Origin of the sequence: Variovorax endophyticus (assembly GCF_025376855.1) — a bacterium.
Taxonomy (GTDB): Bacteria; Pseudomonadota; Gammaproteobacteria; order Burkholderiales; family Burkholderiaceae_C; genus Variovorax.
Map to the genome: position 1 here is coordinate 281,768 of NZ_JAHUTH010000008.1, position 21,394 is coordinate 303,161.

22 protein-coding genes are annotated in these 21,394 nt (G+C 68.6%); 10 read left to right on the forward strand and 12 right to left on the reverse strand.

Annotated features, from left to right (window positions below; translation table 11 throughout):
- Window positions 1-4: 4 nt before the first annotated feature.
- The 3 genes from KV106_RS13320 (at window position 5) to KV106_RS13330 (ending at window position 1,849) form a co-directional block, all read left to right on the forward strand.
- Window positions 5-874: a Kdo hydroxylase family protein gene (locus KV106_RS13320; RefSeq protein ID WP_261210689.1), complete on the forward strand. Its 870-nt coding sequence runs from the start codon at window positions 5-7 to the stop codon at window positions 872-874.
- Window positions 875-938: 64 nt separating this feature from the next.
- Window positions 939-1,418, forward strand: a complete 480-nt coding sequence (greA, locus tag KV106_RS13325; protein WP_057591673.1) for a transcription elongation factor GreA — start codon at window positions 939-941, stop codon at window positions 1,416-1,418.
- 11 nt (window positions 1,419-1,429) lie between these two features.
- Window positions 1,430-1,849: a DUF4149 domain-containing protein gene (locus KV106_RS13330; RefSeq protein ID WP_057591674.1), complete on the forward strand. Its 420-nt coding sequence runs from the start codon at window positions 1,430-1,432 to the stop codon at window positions 1,847-1,849.
- Window positions 1,850-1,863: 14 nt separating this feature from the next.
- On the opposite strand, the gene KV106_RS13335 is transcribed toward KV106_RS13330, so the two are convergent.
- Window positions 1,864-2,583, reverse strand: a complete 720-nt coding sequence (locus tag KV106_RS13335; protein ID WP_057591675.1) for a hypothetical protein — start codon at window positions 2,581-2,583, stop codon at window positions 1,864-1,866.
- Window positions 2,584-2,624: 41 nt separating this feature from the next.
- Entirely contained in the window at window positions 2,625-3,104 is a 480-nt protein-coding gene (locus KV106_RS13340; RefSeq protein WP_057591676.1) for a YhbY family RNA-binding protein, read from the reverse strand.
- Between the two features lie 87 nt (window positions 3,105-3,191).
- Here KV106_RS13340 and KV106_RS13345 point away from each other — a divergent pair, with 87 nt between their 5' ends.
- The 5 genes from KV106_RS13345 to KV106_RS13365 all read left to right on the forward strand — a co-directional run bounded on the left by KV106_RS13345 (window position 3,192) and on the right by KV106_RS13365 (window position 8,753).
- A complete protein-coding gene (locus KV106_RS13345; protein ID WP_057591677.1) occupies window positions 3,192-3,854 on the forward strand; it encodes an RlmE family RNA methyltransferase in 663 nt (220 codons plus the stop codon).
- Between the two features lie 160 nt (window positions 3,855-4,014).
- Window positions 4,015-5,937 (forward strand): ATP-dependent zinc metalloprotease FtsH, encoded by a 1,923-nt coding sequence (ftsH, locus tag KV106_RS13350; RefSeq protein WP_057591678.1) that lies wholly within the window; start codon window positions 4,015-4,017, stop codon window positions 5,935-5,937.
- A gap of 71 nt (window positions 5,938-6,008) precedes the next feature.
- Window positions 6,009-6,860 carry a dihydropteroate synthase gene (folP, locus tag KV106_RS13355; RefSeq protein WP_261210690.1) on the forward strand — a complete coding sequence of 284 codons (852 nt, stop codon included), beginning with the start codon at window positions 6,009-6,011 and terminating at the stop codon, window positions 6,858-6,860.
- Window positions 6,861-6,936: 76 nt separating this feature from the next.
- Window positions 6,937-8,274 carry a phosphoglucosamine mutase gene (gene glmM / locus KV106_RS13360; protein WP_261210691.1) on the forward strand — a complete coding sequence of 446 codons (1,338 nt, stop codon included), beginning with the start codon at window positions 6,937-6,939 and terminating at the stop codon, window positions 8,272-8,274.
- Complete coding sequence (locus KV106_RS13365; protein ID WP_261210692.1) at window positions 8,271-8,753, forward strand: GNAT family N-acetyltransferase; 483 nt, start codon at window positions 8,271-8,273, stop codon at window positions 8,751-8,753. The genes glmM and KV106_RS13365 overlap by 4 nt, the downstream gene beginning before the upstream one ends.
- A gap of 69 nt (window positions 8,754-8,822) precedes the next feature.
- Here the strand turns inward: KV106_RS13365 and KV106_RS13370 are convergent, their stop codons facing one another.
- From KV106_RS13370 to lexA, 9 genes are all read right to left on the reverse strand, one after another.
- Window positions 8,823-10,094, reverse strand: a complete 1,272-nt coding sequence (locus KV106_RS13370; protein ID WP_057596363.1) for an acyl-CoA dehydrogenase family protein — start codon at window positions 10,092-10,094, stop codon at window positions 8,823-8,825.
- A 172-nt stretch (window positions 10,095-10,266) separates the two neighbouring features.
- A complete protein-coding gene (locus KV106_RS13375) occupies window positions 10,267-11,355 on the reverse strand; it encodes a phosphotransferase (protein ID WP_057596364.1) in 1,089 nt (362 codons plus the stop codon).
- Window position 11,356: 1 nt separating this feature from the next.
- Window positions 11,357-12,076: a Crp/Fnr family transcriptional regulator gene (locus KV106_RS13380; RefSeq protein ID WP_057596365.1), complete on the reverse strand. Its 720-nt coding sequence runs from the start codon at window positions 12,074-12,076 to the stop codon at window positions 11,357-11,359.
- Between the two features lie 77 nt (window positions 12,077-12,153).
- Window positions 12,154-12,933, reverse strand: coding sequence for an oxepin-CoA hydrolase, alternative type (locus KV106_RS13385; RefSeq protein WP_057596382.1), 780 nt, complete (start codon window positions 12,931-12,933; stop codon window positions 12,154-12,156).
- An 8-nt stretch (window positions 12,934-12,941) separates the two neighbouring features.
- Window positions 12,942-14,462 carry a 3-hydroxyacyl-CoA dehydrogenase gene (locus KV106_RS13390; RefSeq protein WP_261210693.1) on the reverse strand — a complete coding sequence of 507 codons (1,521 nt, stop codon included), beginning with the start codon at window positions 14,460-14,462 and terminating at the stop codon, window positions 12,942-12,944.
- Window positions 14,463-14,630: 168 nt separating this feature from the next.
- Window positions 14,631-15,788, reverse strand: coding sequence for an MFS transporter (locus KV106_RS13395; protein WP_261210694.1), 1,158 nt, complete (start codon window positions 15,786-15,788; stop codon window positions 14,631-14,633).
- A 4-nt stretch (window positions 15,789-15,792) separates the two neighbouring features.
- Entirely contained in the window at window positions 15,793-16,800 is a 1,008-nt protein-coding gene (locus KV106_RS13400) for a D-2-hydroxyacid dehydrogenase family protein (protein ID WP_261210695.1), read from the reverse strand.
- Between the two features lie 184 nt (window positions 16,801-16,984).
- Window positions 16,985-17,368: a hypothetical protein gene (locus tag KV106_RS13405; protein ID WP_057596369.1), complete on the reverse strand. Its 384-nt coding sequence runs from the start codon at window positions 17,366-17,368 to the stop codon at window positions 16,985-16,987.
- Between the two features lie 177 nt (window positions 17,369-17,545).
- Window positions 17,546-18,220, reverse strand: a complete 675-nt coding sequence (gene lexA, locus KV106_RS13410; RefSeq protein WP_057596370.1) for a transcriptional repressor LexA — start codon at window positions 18,218-18,220, stop codon at window positions 17,546-17,548.
- Window positions 18,221-18,292: 72 nt separating this feature from the next.
- Between lexA and KV106_RS13415 the strand changes: the two genes are divergently transcribed.
- Complete coding sequence (locus KV106_RS13415) at window positions 18,293-19,255, forward strand: asparaginase (RefSeq protein ID WP_261210696.1); 963 nt, start codon at window positions 18,293-18,295, stop codon at window positions 19,253-19,255.
- A 72-nt stretch (window positions 19,256-19,327) separates the two neighbouring features.
- Here the strand turns inward: KV106_RS13415 and adk are convergent, their stop codons facing one another.
- A complete protein-coding gene (gene adk, locus KV106_RS13420; protein ID WP_057596372.1) occupies window positions 19,328-19,984 on the reverse strand; it encodes an adenylate kinase in 657 nt (218 codons plus the stop codon).
- A 282-nt stretch (window positions 19,985-20,266) separates the two neighbouring features.
- On the opposite strand from adk, the gene KV106_RS13425 reads away from it, so the two are divergent.
- Window positions 20,267-21,394, forward strand: a 1,128-nt coding sequence (locus tag KV106_RS13425) for a type VI secretion system Vgr family protein (protein WP_261210697.1), incomplete at its 3' end; no start/stop codon positions are given.

Consider the following 21,394-nt stretch of genomic DNA (forward strand, 5'->3'; position numbering starts at 1 on the left):
CGCGATGGAAACGCAGCTCGTCGAACTGGCGCTGGACGACTGGAGCGCGGCCACGCCCAACGAGGCGTGGATCGCCGCGCTCGAGGCCGGCAAGGTGCTGTACTTCCCGCGGCTGGGCTTCGAGCTGCAGCCGCAGGAACGCGCGCTGCTCACGCCCGCGCTGCTGTCGCCCGACGTGCGCAACATCAGCCTCGACGCCAACGGCAGGCTCAAGGGCGCCGTGGGCGACGAGGCGGTGCAGCAACTCGCGGTCGGCATGGTCGGGCGTTTTCGCGCGCAGGCGCAGCAGCTCATCCATGGGCTGCTGCCGCACTACGTGCCCGCGCTGCGGCTCGCGCCCACCAGCTACCGCCCGGCGCAGGTCGAGACGCGCGTGCAGTCGTGGCGTGCCGACGACCGGCGGCTGCACGTCGACGCCTTTCCCTCGCGGCCCAACTACGGCGAGCGCATCCTGCGCGTGTTCACCAACGTCAATCCCGATGGCGCGCCGCGCGTTTGGCGCGTGGGCGAGCCCTTCGAGGACATCGCGCGCCGCTTCCTGCCGCGCGCCAAGCCCTATGCGCGCTGGCAGGCCAGGCTGCTGCAGGCGCTGCACGTGACCAAGTCCTTCCGCAGCGAGTACGACCACCTGATGCTGCAGCTGCACGACGGCATGAAGTCGGACCTCGACTACCAGAAGACCTCGCCGCAGGAGAACGCCGAGTTCCCGCCCGGCTCGGTCTGGGTGTGCTTCTCCGACCAGACCTCGCACGCGGTGATGGCCGGGCAGTACATGCTCGAACAGACCCTGCACCTGGACGCGGCGAAGCAATACAATCCCGCTTCGAGCCCGCTCGCCATCCTGAGCCGGCTGACCGGACGACCTCTCGTTTGAGAGCCTTCCCCCATCGACCGCCGAACGGCAGCGTTCGGCGGTTTCGCTTTATGGAGAACGATATATGGCGACAACCATCCCCATCACCAAGCGCGGCGCGGAGAAGCTGCGCGACGAACTGCGCCGCCTCAAGACGGTGGAGCGGCCCGCGATCATCAATGCGATCGCCGAGGCACGGGCCCAGGGCGACATCAGCGAAAACGCCGAGTACGAAGTCGCCAAGGACCGCCAGGGCTTCATCGAGGGCCGCATCATCGAGATCGAGGGCAAGCTGTCGGCCGCGCAGGTGATCGACCCGACCGAGCTCGATGCCGGCGGCAAGGTGGTGTTCGCCTCCACCGTCGAACTCGAGGAAGAGGACAGCGGCGATCCGGTCAAGTACCAGATCGTGGGCGAGGACGAGGCCGATCTGAAGCAGGGCCTGATCAACGTGTCGAGCCCGATCGCGCGCGCGCTGATCGGCAAGGAAGAGGGCGACAGCGTCGAGGTGCAGACGCCCGGCGGCCTCAAGCGCTACGAGATCGTGGCGGTCAGCTACCTCTGAACGGCGCTGCGATGAAGGACCGTGTCGCGCTGATGCTGGCCGCCCTCTGGTGGGGCAGCCTCACGACCATCGGCTTTCTCGTCGTGCCGATGCTGTTCGCGCGGCTCGGCAATCCCTCGGTGGCGGGCAACTTCGCGGCGCAATTGTTCGAGGCCCAGAGCTGGATCGCGCTGCTGTGCGGGCTCATCCTGCTGATCCATTTCCGCGCCAAGGCCGACGACGGCATGACGCCGCCGGTGCTGACGGCCCTGTTCCTGGTGCTGGCCGCCATGCTGCTCGCGCTGCTGCAGCAGTACGCCGTGGCGCCGCGCATCGTGGCGCGCGAGAACCTCAAGCTCTGGCACTCGGTGGGCAGCGGGATGTACCTGGTGCAGTGGCTGTGTGCCAGCGTGCTGCTCTGGCGCATGAGCGGCGGCCAGCGGCCGCGCTGAGGCCCGGAAGGACCTTACTCGGTCCAGTGCTCGGCGACCCAGTGCGCCGGGCGGATGTAGCGAAAGCGTCGGTTGCGCCGGCCGGCCAGCGCATCGGGCGGGTTGACCTCGCCGTGGAACACCATGATCCGCGCGTCCCGCGGCACGAACGGCGCCTTCCAGTAGTTGGAGGGCCAGGCGGGGATGCCGTGGTACTTGAAGCTCGGGCACCAGCCGTCGGGCCAGTAGGCCAGCTTGCCCTGCCTGTGCAGCACGTCGGACAGGTAGGTCTGTTCGTTGCGGTACCGCGCCTGCACCTCGTCGAGATGATCGCGGAAGTAGCCGAGGACGTCGGCATGCGCGCCGAGCTCGAAGCGGTAGACCGAGGAGTTGCCGGTGATGCGGCCGCGCCGCCAGAAGCGGTCGTAGTCGCGGATGATCAGGAAGTCGCCCGGGTGTTCGAAGAAGGCATCGAGGCTGCCGACGATCACCACGTCGAGATCGAGGAAGAGGGCGGTGCCGCGCAGGCCGTGCAGGTCGGCCTCGAAGGTCGTCAGCTTCTTCCAGGCGCCGTCGCGCTGGCCCGGCGCCAGGTGCAGGTTCAGCGGCGGGATCGGCAGGCAGGTGACTTCGGGCCGCACGCCCTGGCCGTCGTCGGTCAGGCAGACGAAGCGGAAATCGCCGCTCAGGTGGCGGCGCACCATAGCATAGAGCCGATTGACGTACTCGGGGCCGTACTTGGTGCCCCATTTCATGCAGAGGATATGGCGCGTGGCGCCCTGTGCTGGCGCCAAGCTCAGTCCGCCTGGTTGCGCTTCTTGGCCGACAGCGGCCGCTTGGCCTTGGCGCGCTTGATCGTGCCGCCGGGCGTGAGGCGCTGGTTGCCGAGCACGCGCAGGGTCTTGATCTCGGGGCGCTGGCCGCCGCGCTTGCTGTACTTGACGATCTTGACGTCGCGCGGGCCGGGCATGCGGTCCTCGTCGACGACGCGTTCCTTCACGGGCTTGGGACGCCACAGCACCAGCAGCTTGCCGATGTGCTGGATCGGGGCGGCATCGAGCTCGTCGGCCAGCTCCTGCAGCATCGCCTCGCGCGCGGCGCGGTCGTCGGAGAAGACGCGCACCTTGATGAGGCCGTGGGCCTTGAGGGCCGCATCGGCCTCCTTCTTCACGGCAGGGGTGAGCCCGTCGCCACCGACCATGACGATCGGATCCAGGTGGTGAGCTTCGGCGCGGTGCACCTTGCGCTCGGCAGGGGTAAGTTGAATGGCGGGCATCCCCGTATTATCGGACGTAGAACAGCACCTCCACGAGCCGACCCGCCGGCCCCCGAAGAAACCGGGTCCCGGCACCCAGGCCAATCCATGAGCACCAAGGCGAAGCCCAAGAAAGTCAACAAGGCGTGGCTGCACGACCACGTCAACGATCCCTACGTGAAACTGGCCACGAAGGAGGGCTACCGCGCCCGCGCGGCCTACAAGCTCAAGGAAATCGACGAGGCGCTGGGCCTCATCAAGCCCGGCCAGCTGGTGGTCGACCTCGGGTCGGCGCCCGGCGCCTGGAGCCAGTACGTGCGCCGGCGCATGTCGCCGGGCGGGGCCGCCACCGGCGCGCTCGAGGGCACCATCGTCGCGATCGACATCCTGCCGATGGAGCCGATTGAGGACGTGAACTTCCTGCAGGGCGACTTCCGCGAGGACAGCGTGCTGGCCCAGCTCACCGAGGCGCTGGGCGGCCGCAAGGCCGACGTGGTGGTCTCGGACATGGCGCCCAACCTCTCGGGCATCGAGTCGGCCGACGCGGCGCGGATCGCCCACCTGATCGAGCTGGCCATCGATTTCTCGCAGCACCACCTCAAGCCCGAGGGGGCATTGGTGGCCAAGCTGTTCCACGGCAGCGGCTACGACCAGCTCGTGAAGCTCTTCAAGGCCCATTTCCGCATCGTGAAGCCGTTCAAGCCCAAGGCCTCGCGCGATCGCTCGGCCGAGACCTTCATGGTCGGGATCGGCCTGAAAACCGGCGTCTGATACGCGTTGATACCGAAAACCGCCCAAACCCTTGTCAGGCTATGGCTGCTTTAGGGAAATCCGAGCTTTTCGCAGCTTGAAAAGCCTAAAATGGGGCGCAACTGCGTACCCAAGCGCGTATTTTCATCTTCCCGTCACGCGCTTTCGACTGGAGCTTCGTTTGAACAATCAGTGGTTTTCCAAAGTTGCCGTCTGGCTTGTCATCGCGATGGTGTTGTTCACTGTGTTCAAGCAGTTCGACACCCGCGGCGCCGCCGGCGCAGGCAATATCGGTTATTCGGACTTCCTCGAGGAAGTCCGCGGCAACCGCATCAAGAGCGCCACGATCCAGGAAGGCCAGGGCGGCAGCGAGATCGTCGCGATCACCAACGACGACCGCAAGATCCGCACGACGGCCACCTACCTCGACCGCGGCCTGGTCGGCGACCTGATCGCCAACAACGTCAAGTTCGACGTCAAGCCGCGCGAGGAGGGCTCCCTGCTCATGACCCTGCTGGTCAGCTGGGGCCCGATGCTGCTGCTGATCGGCGTGTGGGTCTACTTCATGCGACAGATGCAGGGCGGCGGCAAGGGCGGTGCCTTCAGCTTCGGCAAGAGCAAGGCGCGCATGATGGACGAGAACAACAACACGGTCACCTTCGCCGACGTCGCGGGCTGCGACGAGGCCAAGGAAGAGGTGCGTGAAGTCGTCGACTTCCTCAAGGACCCGCAGCGCTTCCAGAAGCTCGGCGGCCGCATTCCGCGCGGCCTGCTGCTGGTCGGCCCGCCCGGCACCGGCAAGACGCTGCTGGCCAAGTCGATCGCCGGCGAAGCCAAGGTCCCGTTCTTCTCGATCTCGGGTTCCGACTTCGTCGAAATGTTCGTCGGCGTGGGCGCGGCCCGCGTGCGCGACATGTTCGAGAACGCCAAGAAGAACGCCCCCTGCATCATCTTCATCGACGAAATCGACGCGGTGGGCCGCCAGCGCGGTGCCGGCCTCGGCGGCGGCAACGACGAGCGCGAGCAGACCCTCAACCAGATGCTGGTCGAGATGGACGGCTTCGAGACCAACCTCGGCGTGATCGTCGTGGCTGCGACCAACCGTCCCGACATCCTCGACGCCGCGCTGCTGCGTCCGGGCCGTTTCGACCGCCAGGTCTATGTCACGCTGCCCGACATCCGCGGCCGCGAACAGATCCTCGGCGTGCACATGCGCAAGGTCCCGCTGGGCCAGGACGTGAACCCGAGCGTGATCGCGCGCGGCACGCCCGGCATGTCGGGCGCCGACCTGGCCAACCTCTGCAATGAAGCCGCCCTGATGGCCGCCCGCCGCAATGCGCGCGTGGTCGAGATGCAGGACTTCGAGAAGGCCAAGGACAAGATCTTCATGGGCCCCGAGCGCAAGAGCATGGTCATGCCCGAGGAAGAGCGCCGCAACACGGCCTACCACGAGTCCGGCCACGCCCTCATCGGCAAGCTGCTGCCCAAGTGCGACCCGGTCCACAAGGTCACGATCATTCCGCGCGGCCGCGCCCTCGGCGTGACCATGAGCCTGCCGGCGCAGGACCGCTACAGCTACGACCGCGAATACATGCTGAACCAGATCAGCATGCTGTTCGGTGGCCGCATCGCCGAGGAAGTGTTCATGCACCAGATGACCACCGGCGCGAGCAACGACTTCGAACGTGCCACCAACCTGGCGCGCGACATGGTCATGAAGTACGGCATGAGCGATGCGCTCGGCCCGATGGTCTATGCCGAGAACGAAGGCGAAGTGTTCCTGGGCCGCTCGGTCACCAAGACCACCAACATGAGCGAGCAGACCATGGAAAAGGTCGACTCCGAAGTGCGCCGCATCATCGACGACCAGTACGCGCTGGCGCGTCGCCTGATCGAAGAGAACAGCGACAAGATGCACGCCATGGCCAAGGCCTTGCTCGAATGGGAAACCATCGACTCCGAGCAGCTCGACGACATCATGGCCGGCAAGGAGCCGCGCCCGCCCAAGGACTGGACGCCGCGCACGCCCCCCTCGGGCAGCAACGGTGGCGGCAACGGCGGCACGCCGGCCGTGAATCCGGAACCTTCGCCGACCGCCGCCTGAGAAGTGCGTCTGGCATCAAACAGCAACGGGGCCTCAGGCCCCGTTTTCCATGTTCGGGCCGTCGCCGCCGCATGACGACGCTCCCCATGTCTTCCTGGCAGACCTCCCGCTTCACGATCGACCTCGCGCAGCCGCGCGTGATGGGCATCGTGAACGTCACGCCCGACTCCTTCTCCGACGGCGGCGCCCATGCCTCCACCGCGGCCGCGCTGCGCCACTGCGAGCAGTTGCTGGAGGAGGGCGCCGACATCCTCGACATCGGCGGTGAATCGACCCGGCCCGGCAGTCCCGCCGTGCCGCTCGAGGCCGAACTGGCGCGCGTGCTGCCGGTGGTGCGCGAGGCGGTGCGCCTGAACGTCCCGCTCTCCATCGACACCTACAAGCCCGAGGTCATGCGCGCGGTGCTCGACCTCGGCGCGGACATCGTCAACGACATCTGGGCGCTGCGCCAGCCGGGCGCGCGCGAGGCGGTGGCCGCGCATCCCTCGTGCGGCATCTGCCTGATGCACATGCACCGCGATCCCCAGACCATGCAGGCCGCGCCGATGGACGGCGAGGTCGTGCCGCGGGTGCTGGACTTCTGGCGCGCGCAGCTCGACGCGCTGGGCGCGCTCGGCGTCGCGCCCGAACGCATCACGCTCGACCCCGGCATCGGCTTCGGCAAGACCGTGGCGCAGAATTTCGCGCTGCTGGCGCGGCAGCGCGAGCTGCTCGGCGCGGGTCATCCGCTGTTGCTGGGCTGGTCGCGCAAATCTTCGATCGGCGCCGTCACGGGTATCGAGCAGGCCGCGCAGCGCGGGGTGCCCAGCGTGGCGGCCGCCGTGCTCGCGGTCGATCATGGCGCTGCCATCGTGCGCGTGCACGATGTGCGCGACACGGTCGCAGCGCTCGCGGTCTGGCGCGCGATGAAGGCCGCCGCATAGCCATCGGATCGCCACGGCAGCCGGGCCAGCTTTCTCCAACAATATTCCTTCGAACATCCAAAGAAAAGACAAGAACATGACTCGCAAGTACTTCGGCACCGATGGCATCCGTGGCACCGTCGGCCGTTCGCCGATCACCGCCGATTTCGTGCTGCGCCTCGCGCATGCGGTGGGGCGCGTGCTCAAGAAGACCGAGGCCCGGCCGACCGTGCTGATCGGCAAGGACACCCGCATCTCGGGCTACATGCTCGAGTCGGCGCTCGAATCGGGCTTCAACTCGGCCGGCGTCGACGTGGTGCTGCTCGGCCCGCTGCCGACCCCGGGCGTGGCCTACCTCACGCGCGCGCAGCGCGCCAGCCTCGGCGTGGTGATCAGCGCGAGCCACAACGCCTATCCCGACAACGGCATCAAGTTCTTCAGCGCGCAGGGCACCAAGCTCAGCGACGAGTGGGAGCTCGCGGTGGAAGCCGCGCTCGAGGAAGACCCGGTCTGGGCCGAGTCGGCCGGCCTGGGCAAGGCGCGCCGCCTCAACGACGCGGCCGGCCGCTACATCGAGTTCTGCAAGAGCACCTTCGCCAACGACCTCACCCTGCGCGGCCTGAAGCTGGTGGTCGACGCGGCTCATGGCGCGGCCTACCAGGTGGCGCCCGACGTGTTCCACGAACTGGGCGCCGAGGTGCAGAGCATCGGCTGCACGCCCGACGGCCTCAACATCAACGACGGCTTCGGTGCCACGCACCCCGAAGCCCTGATCGCCGCCGTGACGGCCCAGAAGGCCGACTACGGCATCGCGCTCGATGGCGATGCCGACCGGCTGCAGCTGGTGGACGCCAGCGGCCGCCTCTTCAACGGCGACGAGCTGCTCTACCTGATGGTGGCCGAGCGCATCGCGCGCGGCAACAAGCCGGCCGGCGTGGTCGGCACGCTGATGACCAACAAGGCGGTCGAGGTGGCGCTGCGTGGACAGGGCATCGAGTTCGTGCGCGCCAAGGTCGGCGACCGCTACGTGCTCGAGGAACTCGAGAAGCACGGCTGGCTGCTGGGCGGCGAGGGCTCGGGCCATCTGCTGGCGCTCGATTGCCACACCACCGGCGACGGCATCGTGAGCGCGCTGCAGGTGCTGCAGGCCTGCGTGCGCAGCGGCAAGAGCGTGGCGCAGCTGCTCGAAGGCGTGGTGCTGTTCCCGCAGACGCTGATCAACGTGCGCCTGGCGCCCGGCCAGAACTGGAAGGACAACGCGGCCCTGGCCAGCGAAACGAAGCGCATCGAGGCCGAGCTCGGCGACGCCGGCCGCGTGCTGATCCGTGCCAGCGGCACCGAGCCGCTGCTGCGCGTGATGGTCGAGGCACGCGATGCGCAGGTGGCCGAGGCCAGCGCCAGGCGCCTCGTGGCCACGGTGGAAGGCGCGAAGTGACGATCGAGGTCGTGCTCGCCGACTATCGCGACCCCGCCCAGGCCGCGGCGCTGGTCGAGCTGCTCGATGGCTATGCGCGCGATCCGGCCGGTGGTGGCACGCCCCTGAGCGCGCAGGTGCGTGCCGAACTGCCGGCCGCGCTCGCGGCCCGGCCGCAGGCCTTCAGCGTGCTCGCCTACGACGACGGGCAGCCGGTCGGCCTGATCAACTGCGTGGAAGGCTTCTCGACCTTCGCCTGCCGCCCGCTGGTGAACGTGCACGACGTGGTCGTGGCGCCCAGCCACCGCGGCCAGCGGCTCGCGCAGCGCATGCTCGAGCGCGTGGAGCAGGAGGCCCGCGCACGCGGTGCCTGCAAGCTCACGCTCGAGGTGCTGTCGGGCAACGTGTCCGCGCGCAAGGCCTACGAGCGCGAAGGTTTCGCCGACTACCAGCTCGACCCGGCCTTCGGCAGCGCGATGTTCATGCAGAAGAAGCTCTGAACCTTCATCGCCGGCGGAAGAAGAAAAGGGCGCGAAGATCGCGCCCTTTTCTTTTGGAAAAGCGCTCGCTCAGAAGCGCGTGACCGGCATCTCGGCCTCGGCCTTGCCCGGTGCGTACTTGCCCAGCTCCCACTTGGCGATCGCGTTGCGGTGCACTTCGTCCGGACCGTCGGCGAAGCGCAGCGTGCGCGCGCCGGCGTAGGCGTAGGCGAGCGGGAAGTCGTCGCACATGCCGCCGCCGCCATGCACCTGCATGGCCCAGTCGATCACCTGGCAGGCCATCGAAGGCGCCACCACCTTGATCATCGCGATCTCGTTCTTCGCGACCTTGTTGCCGGCCACGTCCATGAGCCAGGCGGCCTTGAGCGTGAGCAGGCGGGCCATGTCGATCTTGCAGCGCGCCTCGGCGATGCGCTCCTGCGTCACGGTCTGCGAGGCCACGGTCTTGCCGAAGGCGACGCGCGACGAAGCGCGGCGGCACATCAGCTCGAGCGCGCGCTCGGCCAGGCCGATCAGGCGCATGCAGTGATGGATGCGTCCGGGGCCGAGGCGGCCCTGGGCGATCTCGAAGCCGCGGCCTTCGCCGAGCAGGATGTTGTCGACCGGCACGCGCACGTTCTCGAAGTACATCTCGACGTGGCCGTGCGGCGCGTCGTCGTAGCCCATCACGTTGAGCGGGCGCACGATGCGGATGCCCTTGGCATCGGCCGGCACGATCACCATGCTCTGTTGCGAATGCTTGGGCGCCTCGGGATCGCTCTTGCCCATGGTGATGAACACGGCGCAGCGCGGGTCGGCGGCGCCCGAGATCCACCACTTGTGGCCGTTGATGACGTACTCGTCGCCTTCGCGCGTGATGCGCGTCGAGATGTTGGTCGCGTCGCTCGAGGCCACGTCGGGCTCGGTCATCGCGAAGGCCGAGCGGATCTGGCCTTCGAGCAGCGGCTTGAGCCAGCGTGCCTTGATGGCCTCGGAGCCGTAGCGCGCGATGGTTTCCATGTTGCCGGTGTCGGGCGCCGAGCAGTTGAAGGCTTCCGAAGCCCATGGCACACGGCCCATGATCTCGGCCAGCGGCGCGTATTCCTGGTTGGTGAGGCCGGCGCCGTCATAGCCCGAGGCGGCCGCGCTGTCGACCGGCAGGAACAGGTTCCACAGGCCCTGGGCCTTGGCCTTGTCCTTGAGCTTCTCGACCGTCTTGAGCGCGGTCCAGCGCTTGCCGGCCGCCGTGTTGGCCGCGAGCTCGGCGGCGTATTCGGCTTCGGCGGGATAGATGTGCTCGTCCATGAACGCGCTGACGCGTTTCTGGAGGTCTTTGGTCTTGGCCGAGTATTCGAAATCCATGGGGGTCTCCGTTGGGGGTGAAGGGCGGGCGGCTCGGGTGGTGCCTAGCCGCCGGTACGGCCGTGTGCGCACAGGGTGCGTTGTGCGTTTCGTGAGCGCACGAGCGGGCCGGGCCTCCCCCGCGAGGGGCGGCGGATCACATGCCGGAGGGCGACGTGAAGGGCCGGGAGGCTCATGCTCGCTGCGCGAATTGCCAGGCCATTTCGGCCATGGGACGGGCACCGCGGCCCGAGGCCACGGCTTGCTCGCTCGATGCGGTGCCGGCCTCGACCCGCTTGGCAATGCCTTGCAGGATCGCGGCCATGCGGAACAGGTTGTAGGCCTGGTAGAAATTCCAGTCGGGCGCCAGCGCCTCGGGCGTGGTGAGGCCGGTGCGCTCGCAGTACTTGCGGATGTATTCGCTCTCGGTCGGGATGCCCAGGCTCGCGTGGTCGAGGCCCGCGATGCCGCGGAAGGTCGCGCCCGAGATGTGCCAGGACATGCAGTGGTAGCTGAAGTCGGCCAGCGGATGGCCCAGCGTCGACAACTCCCAGTCGAGCACCGCGATCGCGCGCGGCTCGGTGGCGTGGAACATCAGGTTGTCGAGCCGGAAGTCGCCGTGCACGATCGAGGTCATGTTCTCGTCGCGCGCGCTCGCGGGCATGTGCGCCGGCAGCCATTCCATGAGCTTGTCCATCTCGGGAATGGGCTGCGTGATCGAGGCCACGTACTGCTTGCTCCAGCGGCCGATCTGGCGCTCGAAGTAGTTGCCGGGCTTGCCGTAGTCGGCGAGGCCGCGCTCGGCGTACTTCACCGTGTGCAGCGCCGCGATCACGCGGTTCATCTCGTCGTAGATGGCGCTGCGCTCGGCATTGCTCATGTTCGGCAGCGACTGGTCCCAGAGCACGCGGCCCTGCATGAACTCCATCACGTAGAAGGCGCGGCCGATCACGGCCTCGTCCTCGCACAGGCAGTGCATGCGCGGCACGGGCACGTCGGTGCCGGCCAGGCCGCTCATCACCTTGAACTCGCGCTCCACCGCATGCGCGGAGGGCAGCAGCTTGGCGACCGGGCCGGGCTTGGCGCGCATCACGTAGCTCTGCGTGGGCGTGACCAGCTTGTAGGTCGGGTTGGACTGGCCGCCCTTGAACATCTCGACCGTGAGCGGGCCCTTGAAGCCCTCGAGGTTCTTCTCGAGCCAGGCCGACAGCGCGTCGACGTCGAAGGCGTGCTGCTGCGACACCGCGCGGGTGCCGACGAAGTTCGAAAAATCCTGGCTCATGCTATCGATCCGATTCCGAGACGCGCATCAGCGCCGCGCGATCGAGCACCACCAGTCCGGCCGGCTCGATGCGGATGATGTCCTCGCGTTCCATGGTCTTGAGTTCCTGATTCACGCGCTGGCGCGAGGCGCCCAGCAGCTGCGCGAGTTCTTCCTGCGCGAGCTGCAGGCCGATGCGCATCTGGCTGCCGTCGTCCAGGTTGGGCACGCCGTAGCTGCGCACCAGGTGGATGAGCTGCTTGGCGAGCCGCGCGCGCAGCGGCAAGGTGTTGAGGTCTTCCACCAGCCCGAACAGCGTGCGAATGCGCCGTGCCTGCAGGCGCATCAGCGCCTCGTAGAGCTCGACGTGCGCGGCCAGGATCTTCTGGAAGTCGGCGCGCGCCACGCACAGGATGGTGCTGTCGCCATGCGCATAGGCATCGTGCGTGCGCCGGTCCCCGTCGAACATCGCCACGTCGCCGAACCAGATGCCCGGCTCCACGTAGGTCAGCGTCACCTGCTTGCCCGAGACGGCCGTGGAGCTCACGCGCACCGCGCCCTTGGCACAGGCGATCCAGTGCTCGGGCGGATCGCCGCGCGCGGCGATCAGGTCGCCGTCCTTGTACCGTCTGACGAATGCGCATCGGAGGATGTCGTGCCTGAGCGAAGGGGAGAGGGAAGAGAACCAGCGACCGCTGTTGATCGCTTCACGTTCTTCGATGGTAAGAATGGGGTCGTCCATGGTCTGTCCTGTCGGCGACTGAAAGGCGTAGGGTTGTCACGGGAGCGACGCGAGGCGCCGCTGCCCGTCACGCGTACTCACTCGTACTGGGGCTTCTTCTTCTCGAGGAAAGCGGCGATGCCGATGCCGGCATTGGCGTGGTGCAGGTTGCGCACGAAGTGGTCGCGCTCCTGGCTCAGCTGCGACGAGAGCGTGGCGCCGCGGCCTTCGCTCAGCAGCTCCTTGATGCTCGCGAGCGAGTTGGGCGCGCGCTCGTTGAGCTTGGCGGCCAGCGCGAGCGCACCGGCCAGGGCCTGGCCCGGATCGCTCAGCGTGTTCACCAGGCCCAGCGCATGCAGCCGCTCGGCGCCGATGCGTTCGCCGTTCATCAGCCATTCGCTCGCGAGCTGGCGCGGCAGCATCTGCGCGAGATGCCAGCTCAGGCCGCCGTCGGGCGACAGCGCGACGTTGCTGTACGAGGCGGCGAACACCGCGTCGCGCGCGGCCACCACGAAGTCGCAGGCCAGCGCGAGCGAGAAGCCCGCGCCCGCGGCCGGGCCCTCGACGGCCGCGATCACCGGCTTCGGAAAGGTGCGGATCGAGTCGATCCAGTTGTGCAGCCCCTCGATGCTCTCGGCCTGCACCGAGCGCTCGCGCTGCCGGTTGGCCTGCAGCCGCTGCAGCGAGCCGCCGGCGCAGAACCACGGGCCTTCGCCCACGATGACCACGCTGCGGATCTCGCTGCTGTTCTCGGCGCCGTTGAGCGCCTCGATGCCGGCGGCATAGATCTCGGGGCCGAGCGCGTTGCGCTGGCTGGGATTGGCGATCGTCAGCACCATGGTGCGACCTTCGCTCGTGCTCTTGAGTTCGGCGGTCATGTCGCGGCTCACTCTTCCTCGTGCAGCAGGCTCAGGCCCAGCGCGCCGCGGCGGCGCAGCCATGGGCTCGGGCGATAGCGCGGATCGCCGTAGACGGTCTGCATGTTGAACAGCACCTCGAGCATGTTGGTCGGACCGTAGAGGTTGCCCATGGCCAGCGGGCCGCGCGGATAGCCGAGGCCCAGCTGCACCGCGGTCTCGAGGTCGCCCGGCGTGCACACGCGCTGCTGGCACATGTCGGCCGCGATGTTGACGATGGTGCCGATCACGCGCTGCGTGACGAAGCCGCCGCTGTCGCGGATCACGCTCACCGCCTTGCCATCGCGCGCGAAGAGGGCGTGGGCTGCGTCGCGCATGTCGCGCCGCGTGGCGGGGTTGGTGGCGAGCACGCGGCGCTTGCTGGCCGCGTCGTCGATCAGCATGTCGATGCCGACCGTGCGCGTGGCATCGAGGCGGTCGACGGCCGCGACGGTGGTGACATCGAAGCCCAGCGGCGCGACCAGGATCAGCGATTGCGGCGAGGCCGTGGCGCCGCTGTCGATCTGCGCGCCCAGCGTATTGACCAGGCGCAGCAGCTCGGCGCGGCGCGCGGCGCGTGGCGAGACCCACACGGCGGGCAGGGTGTCGAGCTTCGGCGCCGGTGCCTCGGGCGCCTGCTGCATGGCGCCGTCCTCGTAGCGGTAGAAGCCTTCGCCGGTCTTGCGGCCCAGCGCGCCGGCCGCGAGGCGCTGCGCGGTGATCACGCTCGGGCGGTAGCGCGGCTCGTCGTAGTACTGGCGGTAGATCGATTCCATCACCGGGTGCGAGACGTCGAGCGCGGTCAGGTCCAGCAGCTCGAAGGGGCCGAGGCGAAAGCCCGCCTGCTCGCGCAGGATGCGGTCGACGGTCACGAAGTCGGTCACGCCTTCGCCCACGATGCGCAGTGCCTCGGTGCCGTAGCCGCGGCCGGCGTGGTTGACGATGAAGCCGGGCGTGTCCTGCGCCTGCACCGCGCTGTGGCCCATCTGCGCGGCATAGCCCGCGAGCCGGGTGCAGACCTCGGGCGCGGTCTTGAAGCCGGCCACGACCTCGACCACCTTCATCAGCGGCACCGGGTTGAAGAAATGGAAGCCCGCGAAGCGCTCGGGGTGCTTGAGGCCGGCCGCGATCGCGGTCACCGAGAGCGAGGAAGTGTTGGTGGCCAGCGTCGCATCGGGCGCGACGATGGCTTCGAGCTCGGCGAACAGCTTGCGCTTGACCTCGAGGTTCTCGACCACGGCCTCGATCACGAGATCGCAGCCGGCCAGCGCCTGCGCCGAATCGGCGATCTTCACGCGCGCGATCCGGGCATCGCGCGTGGCCTCGTCGATGCGGCCCTTCTCGTGCAGCTTGTTCCATTGGGCGACGATGGCATCGCGCCCGCGCGCCGCGGCGCCCTCGAAGCTGTCGAGCAGCAGCACCTCGCTGCCGGCCTGGGCCGCGATCTGGGCGATGCCGCGCCCCATGGCACCGGCGCCGACGACGCCGATCCGGGTGTAGTTCACTGTCATGTGTGGCTGGGGTTTTTCAAAGGTTGAGAGGTATCGGGCGGGCCGTCCGCGCGCGTGCGCACGCCGTCCGCTGCAGCAGCGATTTTGCAGTCTGGCGGGAGAAGGGTTTCCCCGGTGTTTCTCGGGGAGGCCTGCGGGCGCCGGTGCGACGGGGTTTCGCCGCGCCTTTCAGGCCGGCCGGCGGCTGCGGTCGATGCTCGCGCTGAGCACGATGGCGACCAGCAGCAGCGCGAGCCCGACCCAGCTCATCCAGTGCATGGCGTCGCGCGCCAGCAGCCAGCCGCCGAGCGCGGCGCCGAAGGCCTGGCCGATGTAGATGCCCGAGCTGTTGAGCGCCACCGAGCCCGGCGCCAGCGCGGGCGCGAGGCCCACCAGCCGCGCCTGCTGCGCCGAGTTGGTCGAGAAGCAGCCCAGGCCCCAGGGCGAGACCACCACCGCGATCCAGAACAGGCTGTCCGCCAGCGGCCAGAGCGCCAGGCTCAGCGCGATCAGTCCCGTGGTCGCGAGCACCATGCGGCCCGCGCCCGCGCGGTCGATGACGCGGCTCACGACCATGTTGCCCAGCAGGCCGCAGGCGCCGAACCAGCCCCACATCAGGCTCAGCGCGGTGGCGTCGGCGCCGAAGCGCTGCTTGAGGATCGGGCCGAAGTAGCTGAACAGCACGAACTGGCCCGCGCCCTGCAGCGCGGTGATCGAGACGATGCCCATCAGCACCGGGCTGCGCAGCACGCGCGCCCAGGCCGCGGCCGTGAGCGCCGCTGGCCGGATGCCGTTGGGCAGCGTGAGCCACACCGAGACCGCGCTCACGATGCTGAGCGCCGAGATCGCGAGGAAGGCCGCGCGCCAGCCGAAATGGCCGCCGATCAGCGCGCCGATGGGCAGGCCCAGCACCGAGGCCATCGACCAGCCGAGGAAGACGAAGGTGACCGCGCGCCCGCGCTGTTCGGGCGGCACCAGCATGCCGGCGCAGGCGGCGGCCTGCGGCGTGAAGATGGCCGGCGCGATCACCGCCAGCATGCGCACCGGCAGCAGGGCGCCGAAGCTCGGCATGAAGACCGACACCGCGTGCCAGGCGGCGTACCACAGCATCGTGAGGGCCAGCAGCCGGCGCCGGTCCCAGCCGGCCACCGCGGCCGCGAGCAGCGGCGCGCCGAGGCAGGTGACGAAGGCCGCGGCCGTGATCAGCTGGCCCGCGGTGGCGGCGCTGACATCGAGCGAGACGCTGATCTCGTTGAGCGTGCCCGGCACCACCATCACCCCGGTGCCGATCACGAAGTTGCCGGCGAGCAGCGCCCAGAGCGCGCCCCTCGGCGCCGGCTGGCTCACGGCTTCACCGCCGGACCTGCAGTGCGCCGGGGTTGACGATGTTGGTGGGGTTGCCCTTGATGAAGCTCACGACGTTGTCGAAGGCCTGGCCGAAGTACATCTCGTAGCTCTCCTGCTCCACGTAGCCGATGTGCGGCGTGCAGATGCAGTTCTCGAGGCGCAGCAGCGCATGGCCCTGCAGCGGCGGCTCGCTCTCGAACACGTCGATCGCCGCCAGCCCGGGGCGGCCGCGGTTGAGCGCCGCGAGCAGCGCATCGGACTCGACCAGCTCGGCGCGCGAGGTGTTGACGAACAGCGAGGTCGGCTTCATGCGCGAGAGGTCCTCGAGCGTGATCAGGCCGGTGGTCTCGTCGTTGAGCCGCAGGTGCACCGACAGCACGTCGGCCATCGCGAAAAACTCCTGGCGGCTCTGCGCCACCTGGAAGCCGTCGGAGCGTGCCTTGGTGCAGCTCGCCTCGCGGCCCCAGATCACCACCTGCATGCCGAAGGCCTGCCCATAGCGCGCGACGAGCTGGCCGATGCGGCCATAGCCCCAGACGCAGAGCGTCTTGCCCTTGAGCACCGAGCCGAGGCCGAAATTGGGCGGCATCGAGGCCGACTTGAGCCCCGACTGCTGCCAGGCGCCATGCTTGAGGTTGCTGATGTACTGCGGCAGCCGGCGCATGGCCGACATGATCAGCGCCCAGGTCAGTTCGGCCGGCGCCTGCGGCGAGCCCGAACCCTCGGCCACGGCCACGCCGCGCTCGGTGCAGGCGGCCACGTCGATGTGGCTGCTGATGCGGCCCGTCTGCGAGATCAGCTTGAGCTTGGGGAGTTTCTCGATCAGCTGGCGCGAGATCTGGGAGCGCTCGCGGATCAGGACGATCACGTCGGCGTCCTTGAGGCGCACCGAGAGTTGGCCGATGCCCTTGACGGTGTTGGTGTAGACCTTGGCTGCGTAGGCATCGAGCTTCGAAGCACAGTGCAGCTTGCGCACCGCATCCTGGTAATCGTCGAGGATCACAATATTCATGGCATGCCATTGTGCCTCGCAGCATGGAATCGGCGCGCCGTAGAACGTTTGGATACGGCCCTGCCGCCCTCGAGGGGCGAAAACGGGGCGAAGACCGGAGAAGCGGCTCGAAGGCCGGGCAAAGGGCGAGGTTGCCTATGGACCCGGCCCCGAGGCGGCGCGCGAGACGCGCCGAAGGACGCTTTCAGTGCAGGTGCGCGGGGCGGGCCGCCCCGGCGGGTGCTTCGAGCGCTTCGAGCGCGGCGAGGCGATCGAGCTCGGCGCACACGTCGGCCATCCGGCCCGAGATCACCACCCGGTTGCTGTTGCGCGCGCCGCCCTGCTGGCGATCGACGAGACGAACCACCCGCAGCGGACGCGAGGGCGCCTGCGCCACGGGCGTGGCCGGGAATGCGTTCGGGGCGCCATCGCCACGAGCCGCGCGCGACGGCCGTACCGACACGTAGCGCAGCTCGCTGGCGCACAGGCTCTCATCGTTGCGGCGCGCGGGGCGGGCGGGCAGCCAGCGGTTCGCGAGCGATTGCAGCGGCATCCAAAGATCGACGAAGGTGAGGAGGGCGATTCCCATGTGAACTCCAAGAAGGTTTGAGGTTGAACACAGGCAGGATTCGTTGTCATCGGGCGCAGCAGGGTGATGGCGACCAAGCGCCATACGCCCGCCACCTGCGGCGACCGGATGGGGGATGCGGGATGCGGATCCGCGAAGCGGCTCGGCGATGCAGACCGCCGGGCCGGCTCGGCGGGGCTACATCAGCATGGTGTTTCGGATCAGGCCGACCGCGAGGCCTTCGATTTCGAAGGGTTCGCCGGGTTGGACCACGATGGTCGGGTAGTCGGGATTCTCGGCGTGCAGCTCGATCACCTGCTTGTTGCGCTTGAGGCGCTTGACGGTCACCTCGTCGCCGAGGCGCGCCACCACGATCTGGCCGTTGCGCGCTTCCTTGGTGGCCTGCACGGCGAGCAGGTCGCCGTCCATGATGCCGGCGTCGCGCATCGACATGCCGCGCACCTTGAGCAGGTAGTCGGGCTGGCGCTGGAACAGCGTGTTCTCGACGTAGTAGGTCTGGTCGACGTGCTCCTGCGCGAGGATCGGCGAACCGGCGGCGACGCGGCCGATGAGCGGCAATGCGAGCTGAGCCATGCCGGGCAGCGAGAGCGAGAACTGGCTGTTGCGCGACTCGGCCAGCGAGCGCAGCGCATCGCCCTTCAGGCGGATGCCGCGCGAGGTGCCGCTCACGAGTTCGATGACGCCCTTGCGGGCCAGCGCCTGCAGGTGTTCCTCGGCCGCGTTGGCGGAGCGAAAGCCCAGCTCGCTCGCGATTTCGGCACGGGTGGGCGGCGCCCCGGTGCGGGCAATGGCGCTCTGGATCAGATCGAGGATCTGCTGCTGGCGGGCGGTAAGCTTCACGGCGAACTGCATGGTGGTTCCTTGCGGCACTGGCTGAACATCCAGTACCTGTATTTTTAACCAGTTTTTCAAAGTTGGCAAGCGATGGCGACTTCTTCCCCCTCGAATCCGCGGCGCGTGGTGGTGCTCGGCACCGGCGGCACCATCTCGGGCCGCGCGGCGAACAGCGGCGACAACATCGGCTACACCGCTGGCGAGGTGGGCGTGGCCGACCTGCTCGGCGGCATCGAGGCGCCCGCTGGCGTGACGCTGGCGGCGGAGCAGGTGGCGCAGGTCGACAGCAAGGACATGTCCTTCGCGATCTGGCGCGCGCTGGCGCTGCGCTGCGCCCACTGGCTGGCGCAGCCCGACGTGGCCGGCGTGGTGATCACCCATGGCACCGACACGCTCGAGGAGACCGCCTTCTTCCTCCAGTCGGTGCTGGCGCCGCGCAAGCCCATCGTGCTGACCTGCGCCATGCGCCCGGCCTCCGCGCTGTCGCCCGACGGCCCGCAGAACGTGCGCGACGCGATCGCCGTGGCCGCGACGCCGGATGCGCAGGGCGTGACCGCGGTCTGCGCGGGCACGGTGCTCGGTGCCTTCGACGTGCAGAAGGTGCACACCTACCGGCTCGATGCCTTCGACGCGGGCGACGCGGGGCCGGTGGGCTACGTGGAGGAGGGCGAGGTGCGGCGCGTGCGCGACTGGCCGGCTTCGGAAACGGGCGCGGCCTTCGGTCGTCTTCCCGAGGACGAAGCCGCATGGCCGCGCGTGGAGATCGTGATGAGCCACGCGGGCGCGAGCGGTGCGGTGATCCGTGCCTTGCGCGCCGACGACGCCGCCATCTCGCCGCTGCGCGGCCTCGTGCTGGCGACCACCGGCAACGGCACGCTGCACCATGCGCTCGAGGCGGCCGCACTCGAGGCGCAGGAGGCCGGCATCGCGGTGCTGCGCGCCACCCGCTGCACGCAGGGGCGCATCCTGGCGAAGCCGGGCGACAAGCTGCGCGACGCGGGCACGCTGACGCCGGTCAAGGCGCGCATCGCGCTGACGCTCGCGCTGATCTGAAAACGGGGGGCAAAGAAAAAGCCGCGTCGCGGGACCCGGGGCCCGCGCGCGGCTCGCGATTCGAGCCGGGGCTCAGCTGCTGAGTGCGGCCAGGGCGCGCTGCGTGATCTCTTCGACCGTGCCCACGCCCTGGATGGCGCGGTACTTCGGCGCGGCGGCCGGATCGGCCTTGGCCCAGGCCGAGTAGTAGTCGACCAGCGGACGCGTCTGCTGGCTGTAGACGTCGAGCCGCTTGCGCACGGTCTCTTCCTCGTCGTCCTTGCGCTGGATCAGCTCCTCGCCGGTCAGGTCGTCCTTGCCTTCGACCTTGGGCGGGTTGAACTTGAGGTGGTAGGTGCGTCCCGAGGCCGGGTGCGAGCGGCGGCCGCTCATGCGTTCGATGATGTCGCCGAAGGGCACGTCGATCTCGAGCACGTAGTCGAGCTTGACGCCCGCGGCCTTCATCGCGTCGGCCTGCGGAATGGTGCGCGGGAAGCCGTCGAACAGGAAGCCTTCGGCGCAGTCGGGCTGGGCGATGCGTTCCTTCACGAGATTGATGATGAGGTCGTCGCTGACCAGCGCGCCCGCATCCATCACGGCCTTGGCCTGCAGGCCCAGCGGCGTGCCGGCCTTGACGGCGGCACGCAGCATGTCGCCGGTGGAGATCTGCGGAATGCCGTACTTCTGGCAGATGAAGGCCGCCTGCGTGCCTTTGCCCGCCCCGGGCGCGCCCAACAAAATCAGTCTCATGGTGTCCTCGGAGGGTTCTTGGATTTGTGTCGCGTCGCGCACGCACTCCTCGACAAAGACAGAGTGCGGCGGACGGAATTGCGTCGAGGATAGCACGCGGCCCCGTGAACAATTTCGCCGGACATCGAGGGCGCCGATGGCGGGAAAGCAGTACTTAGGACTTCTTGACCCCCAAAGGCGGCTCTTCGTAGACTGATCCAGAAAGTTAAAAGAAGAAACAAAGATGACGTCATCGTGTCCACGATCCGGCGCCTCATCGCATCACGGGACACATCCAACTTCATGCCCATTGCTTCCTCGCAGGCCGGCTGCATCCTCGACGCCAGCTGTGCGGCCATGCCCATGCTCGGGGGGCGGCCGGCCCTCCAGCCGGTGTCCATCGACGGCGAGGAGGGGTTGAGCCGGCTCTTCCGCTACAGCCTGGTGCTCGCGACCCCCGAAACCCCGGGCCACAGCCCGCGCCAGGCGGCCAACGTCGACATCAAGCCGATGGTGGGCGAAACGCTCACGGCCCACATCGTGCTGGACGGCCGCCCAGGCGCGGGTGGCAGCAAGCGGCACGTTTCCGGGCTGGTGACGCGCATGCGCTTCCTGCGCCTGGAGAACCGCCGCGCGCTCTACGAGGCGGTGATCGAGCCCTGGCTGACGCTGGCGGTGCGCACCAGCGACTACCGCATCTTCCAGAACAAGAGCGTGCTCGAGATCGTGCAGGAGGTGCTCGGCAGCTACGGTTTCGCATTCGAGCTGCGCGCCACGCAGAGCTATCCGCCGCGCGAGTTCCAGGTGCAGTACGGCGAGAGCGACCACGACTTCGTGGCGCGGCTGCTGCACGAGTGGGGCCTGTACTACTACTTCGAGCACGCCGAGGATTCGCACAAGCTGGTGATCGTGGACGACATGTCCTCGCACCAGCCCTACGCGAATGCCGCCTACCGCAAGGTGCCGTTCCGCGGTGCCGACGAGACCATCGCCGAGGAGCATTGCGACAGCTTCCAGGCCGCCGAATGCCTGCAGAGCGGGCGCTGGGTCACCGACGACTTCGATTTCCAGCGGCCGAAGGCGCGGCTGCAGCAGGTCAGCGCGATGCCGCGCAAGACCGCGCAGAGCGACCGCGAGCGCTACGGCTGGCCCGGCGACTACGTGGTCGAGTCGGAGGGCGAGCAGCTGGCGCGCGTGCGCATGCAGGAGGCCGGCGTCGGCGGCGAGCGCGCCAGCGGCTCGGGCAACCTGCGCGCCGTGGTGCCGGGCTGCCTGCTCGAACTCGAGCGCCATCCGCAGGACGAGGCCAACCGGCAGTACCTGGTGACAGACGCGCGGCTGCACCTGCAGGACGTGGGCGACGCGAGCGACCAGCAGGGCTTCGAGTGCCGCGTCGACTTCGAGGTGATCCCGACCAGCAAGGTCTACCGC

Bases quoted from the DNA above. Each gene is read 5' to 3' on its own strand.
- KV106_RS13320 (WP_261210689.1), top strand. From the start codon at position 5: ATGGAAACGCAGCTCGTCGAACTGGCGCTGGACGACTGGAGCGCGGCC.
- greA (WP_057591673.1), top strand. From the start codon at position 939: ATGGCGACAACCATCCCCATCACCAAGCGCGGCGCGGAGAAGCTGCGC.
- KV106_RS13330 (WP_057591674.1), top strand. From the start codon at position 1,430: ATGAAGGACCGTGTCGCGCTGATGCTGGCCGCCCTCTGGTGGGGCAGC.
- KV106_RS13335 (WP_057591675.1), bottom strand. From the start codon at position 2,583: ATGAAATGGGGCACCAAGTACGGCCCCGAGTACGTCAATCGGCTCTAT.
- KV106_RS13340 (WP_057591676.1), bottom strand. From the start codon at position 3,104: ATGCCCGCCATTCAACTTACCCCTGCCGAGCGCAAGGTGCACCGCGCC.
- KV106_RS13345 (WP_057591677.1), top strand. From the start codon at position 3,192: ATGAGCACCAAGGCGAAGCCCAAGAAAGTCAACAAGGCGTGGCTGCAC.
- folP (WP_261210690.1), top strand. From the start codon at position 6,009: ATGACGACGCTCCCCATGTCTTCCTGGCAGACCTCCCGCTTCACGATC.
- glmM (WP_261210691.1), top strand. From the start codon at position 6,937: ATGACTCGCAAGTACTTCGGCACCGATGGCATCCGTGGCACCGTCGGC.
- KV106_RS13370 (WP_057596363.1), bottom strand. From the start codon at position 10,094: ATGGATTTCGAATACTCGGCCAAGACCAAAGACCTCCAGAAACGCGTC.
- KV106_RS13375 (WP_057596364.1), bottom strand. From the start codon at position 11,355: ATGAGCCAGGATTTTTCGAACTTCGTCGGCACCCGCGCGGTGTCGCAG.
- KV106_RS13380 (WP_057596365.1), bottom strand. From the start codon at position 12,076: ATGGACGACCCCATTCTTACCATCGAAGAACGTGAAGCGATCAACAGC.
- KV106_RS13385 (WP_057596382.1), bottom strand. From the start codon at position 12,933: ATGACCGCCGAACTCAAGAGCACGAGCGAAGGTCGCACCATGGTGCTG.
- KV106_RS13390 (WP_261210693.1), bottom strand. From the start codon at position 14,462: ATGACAGTGAACTACACCCGGATCGGCGTCGTCGGCGCCGGTGCCATG.
- KV106_RS13400 (WP_261210695.1), bottom strand. From the start codon at position 16,800: ATGAATATTGTGATCCTCGACGATTACCAGGATGCGGTGCGCAAGCTG.
- KV106_RS13405 (WP_057596369.1), bottom strand. From the start codon at position 17,368: ATGGGAATCGCCCTCCTCACCTTCGTCGATCTTTGGATGCCGCTGCAA.
- lexA (WP_057596370.1), bottom strand. From the start codon at position 18,220: ATGCAGTTCGCCGTGAAGCTTACCGCCCGCCAGCAGCAGATCCTCGAT.
- KV106_RS13415 (WP_261210696.1), top strand. From the start codon at position 18,293: ATGGCGACTTCTTCCCCCTCGAATCCGCGGCGCGTGGTGGTGCTCGGC.
- adk (WP_057596372.1), bottom strand. From the start codon at position 19,984: ATGAGACTGATTTTGTTGGGCGCGCCCGGGGCGGGCAAAGGCACGCAG.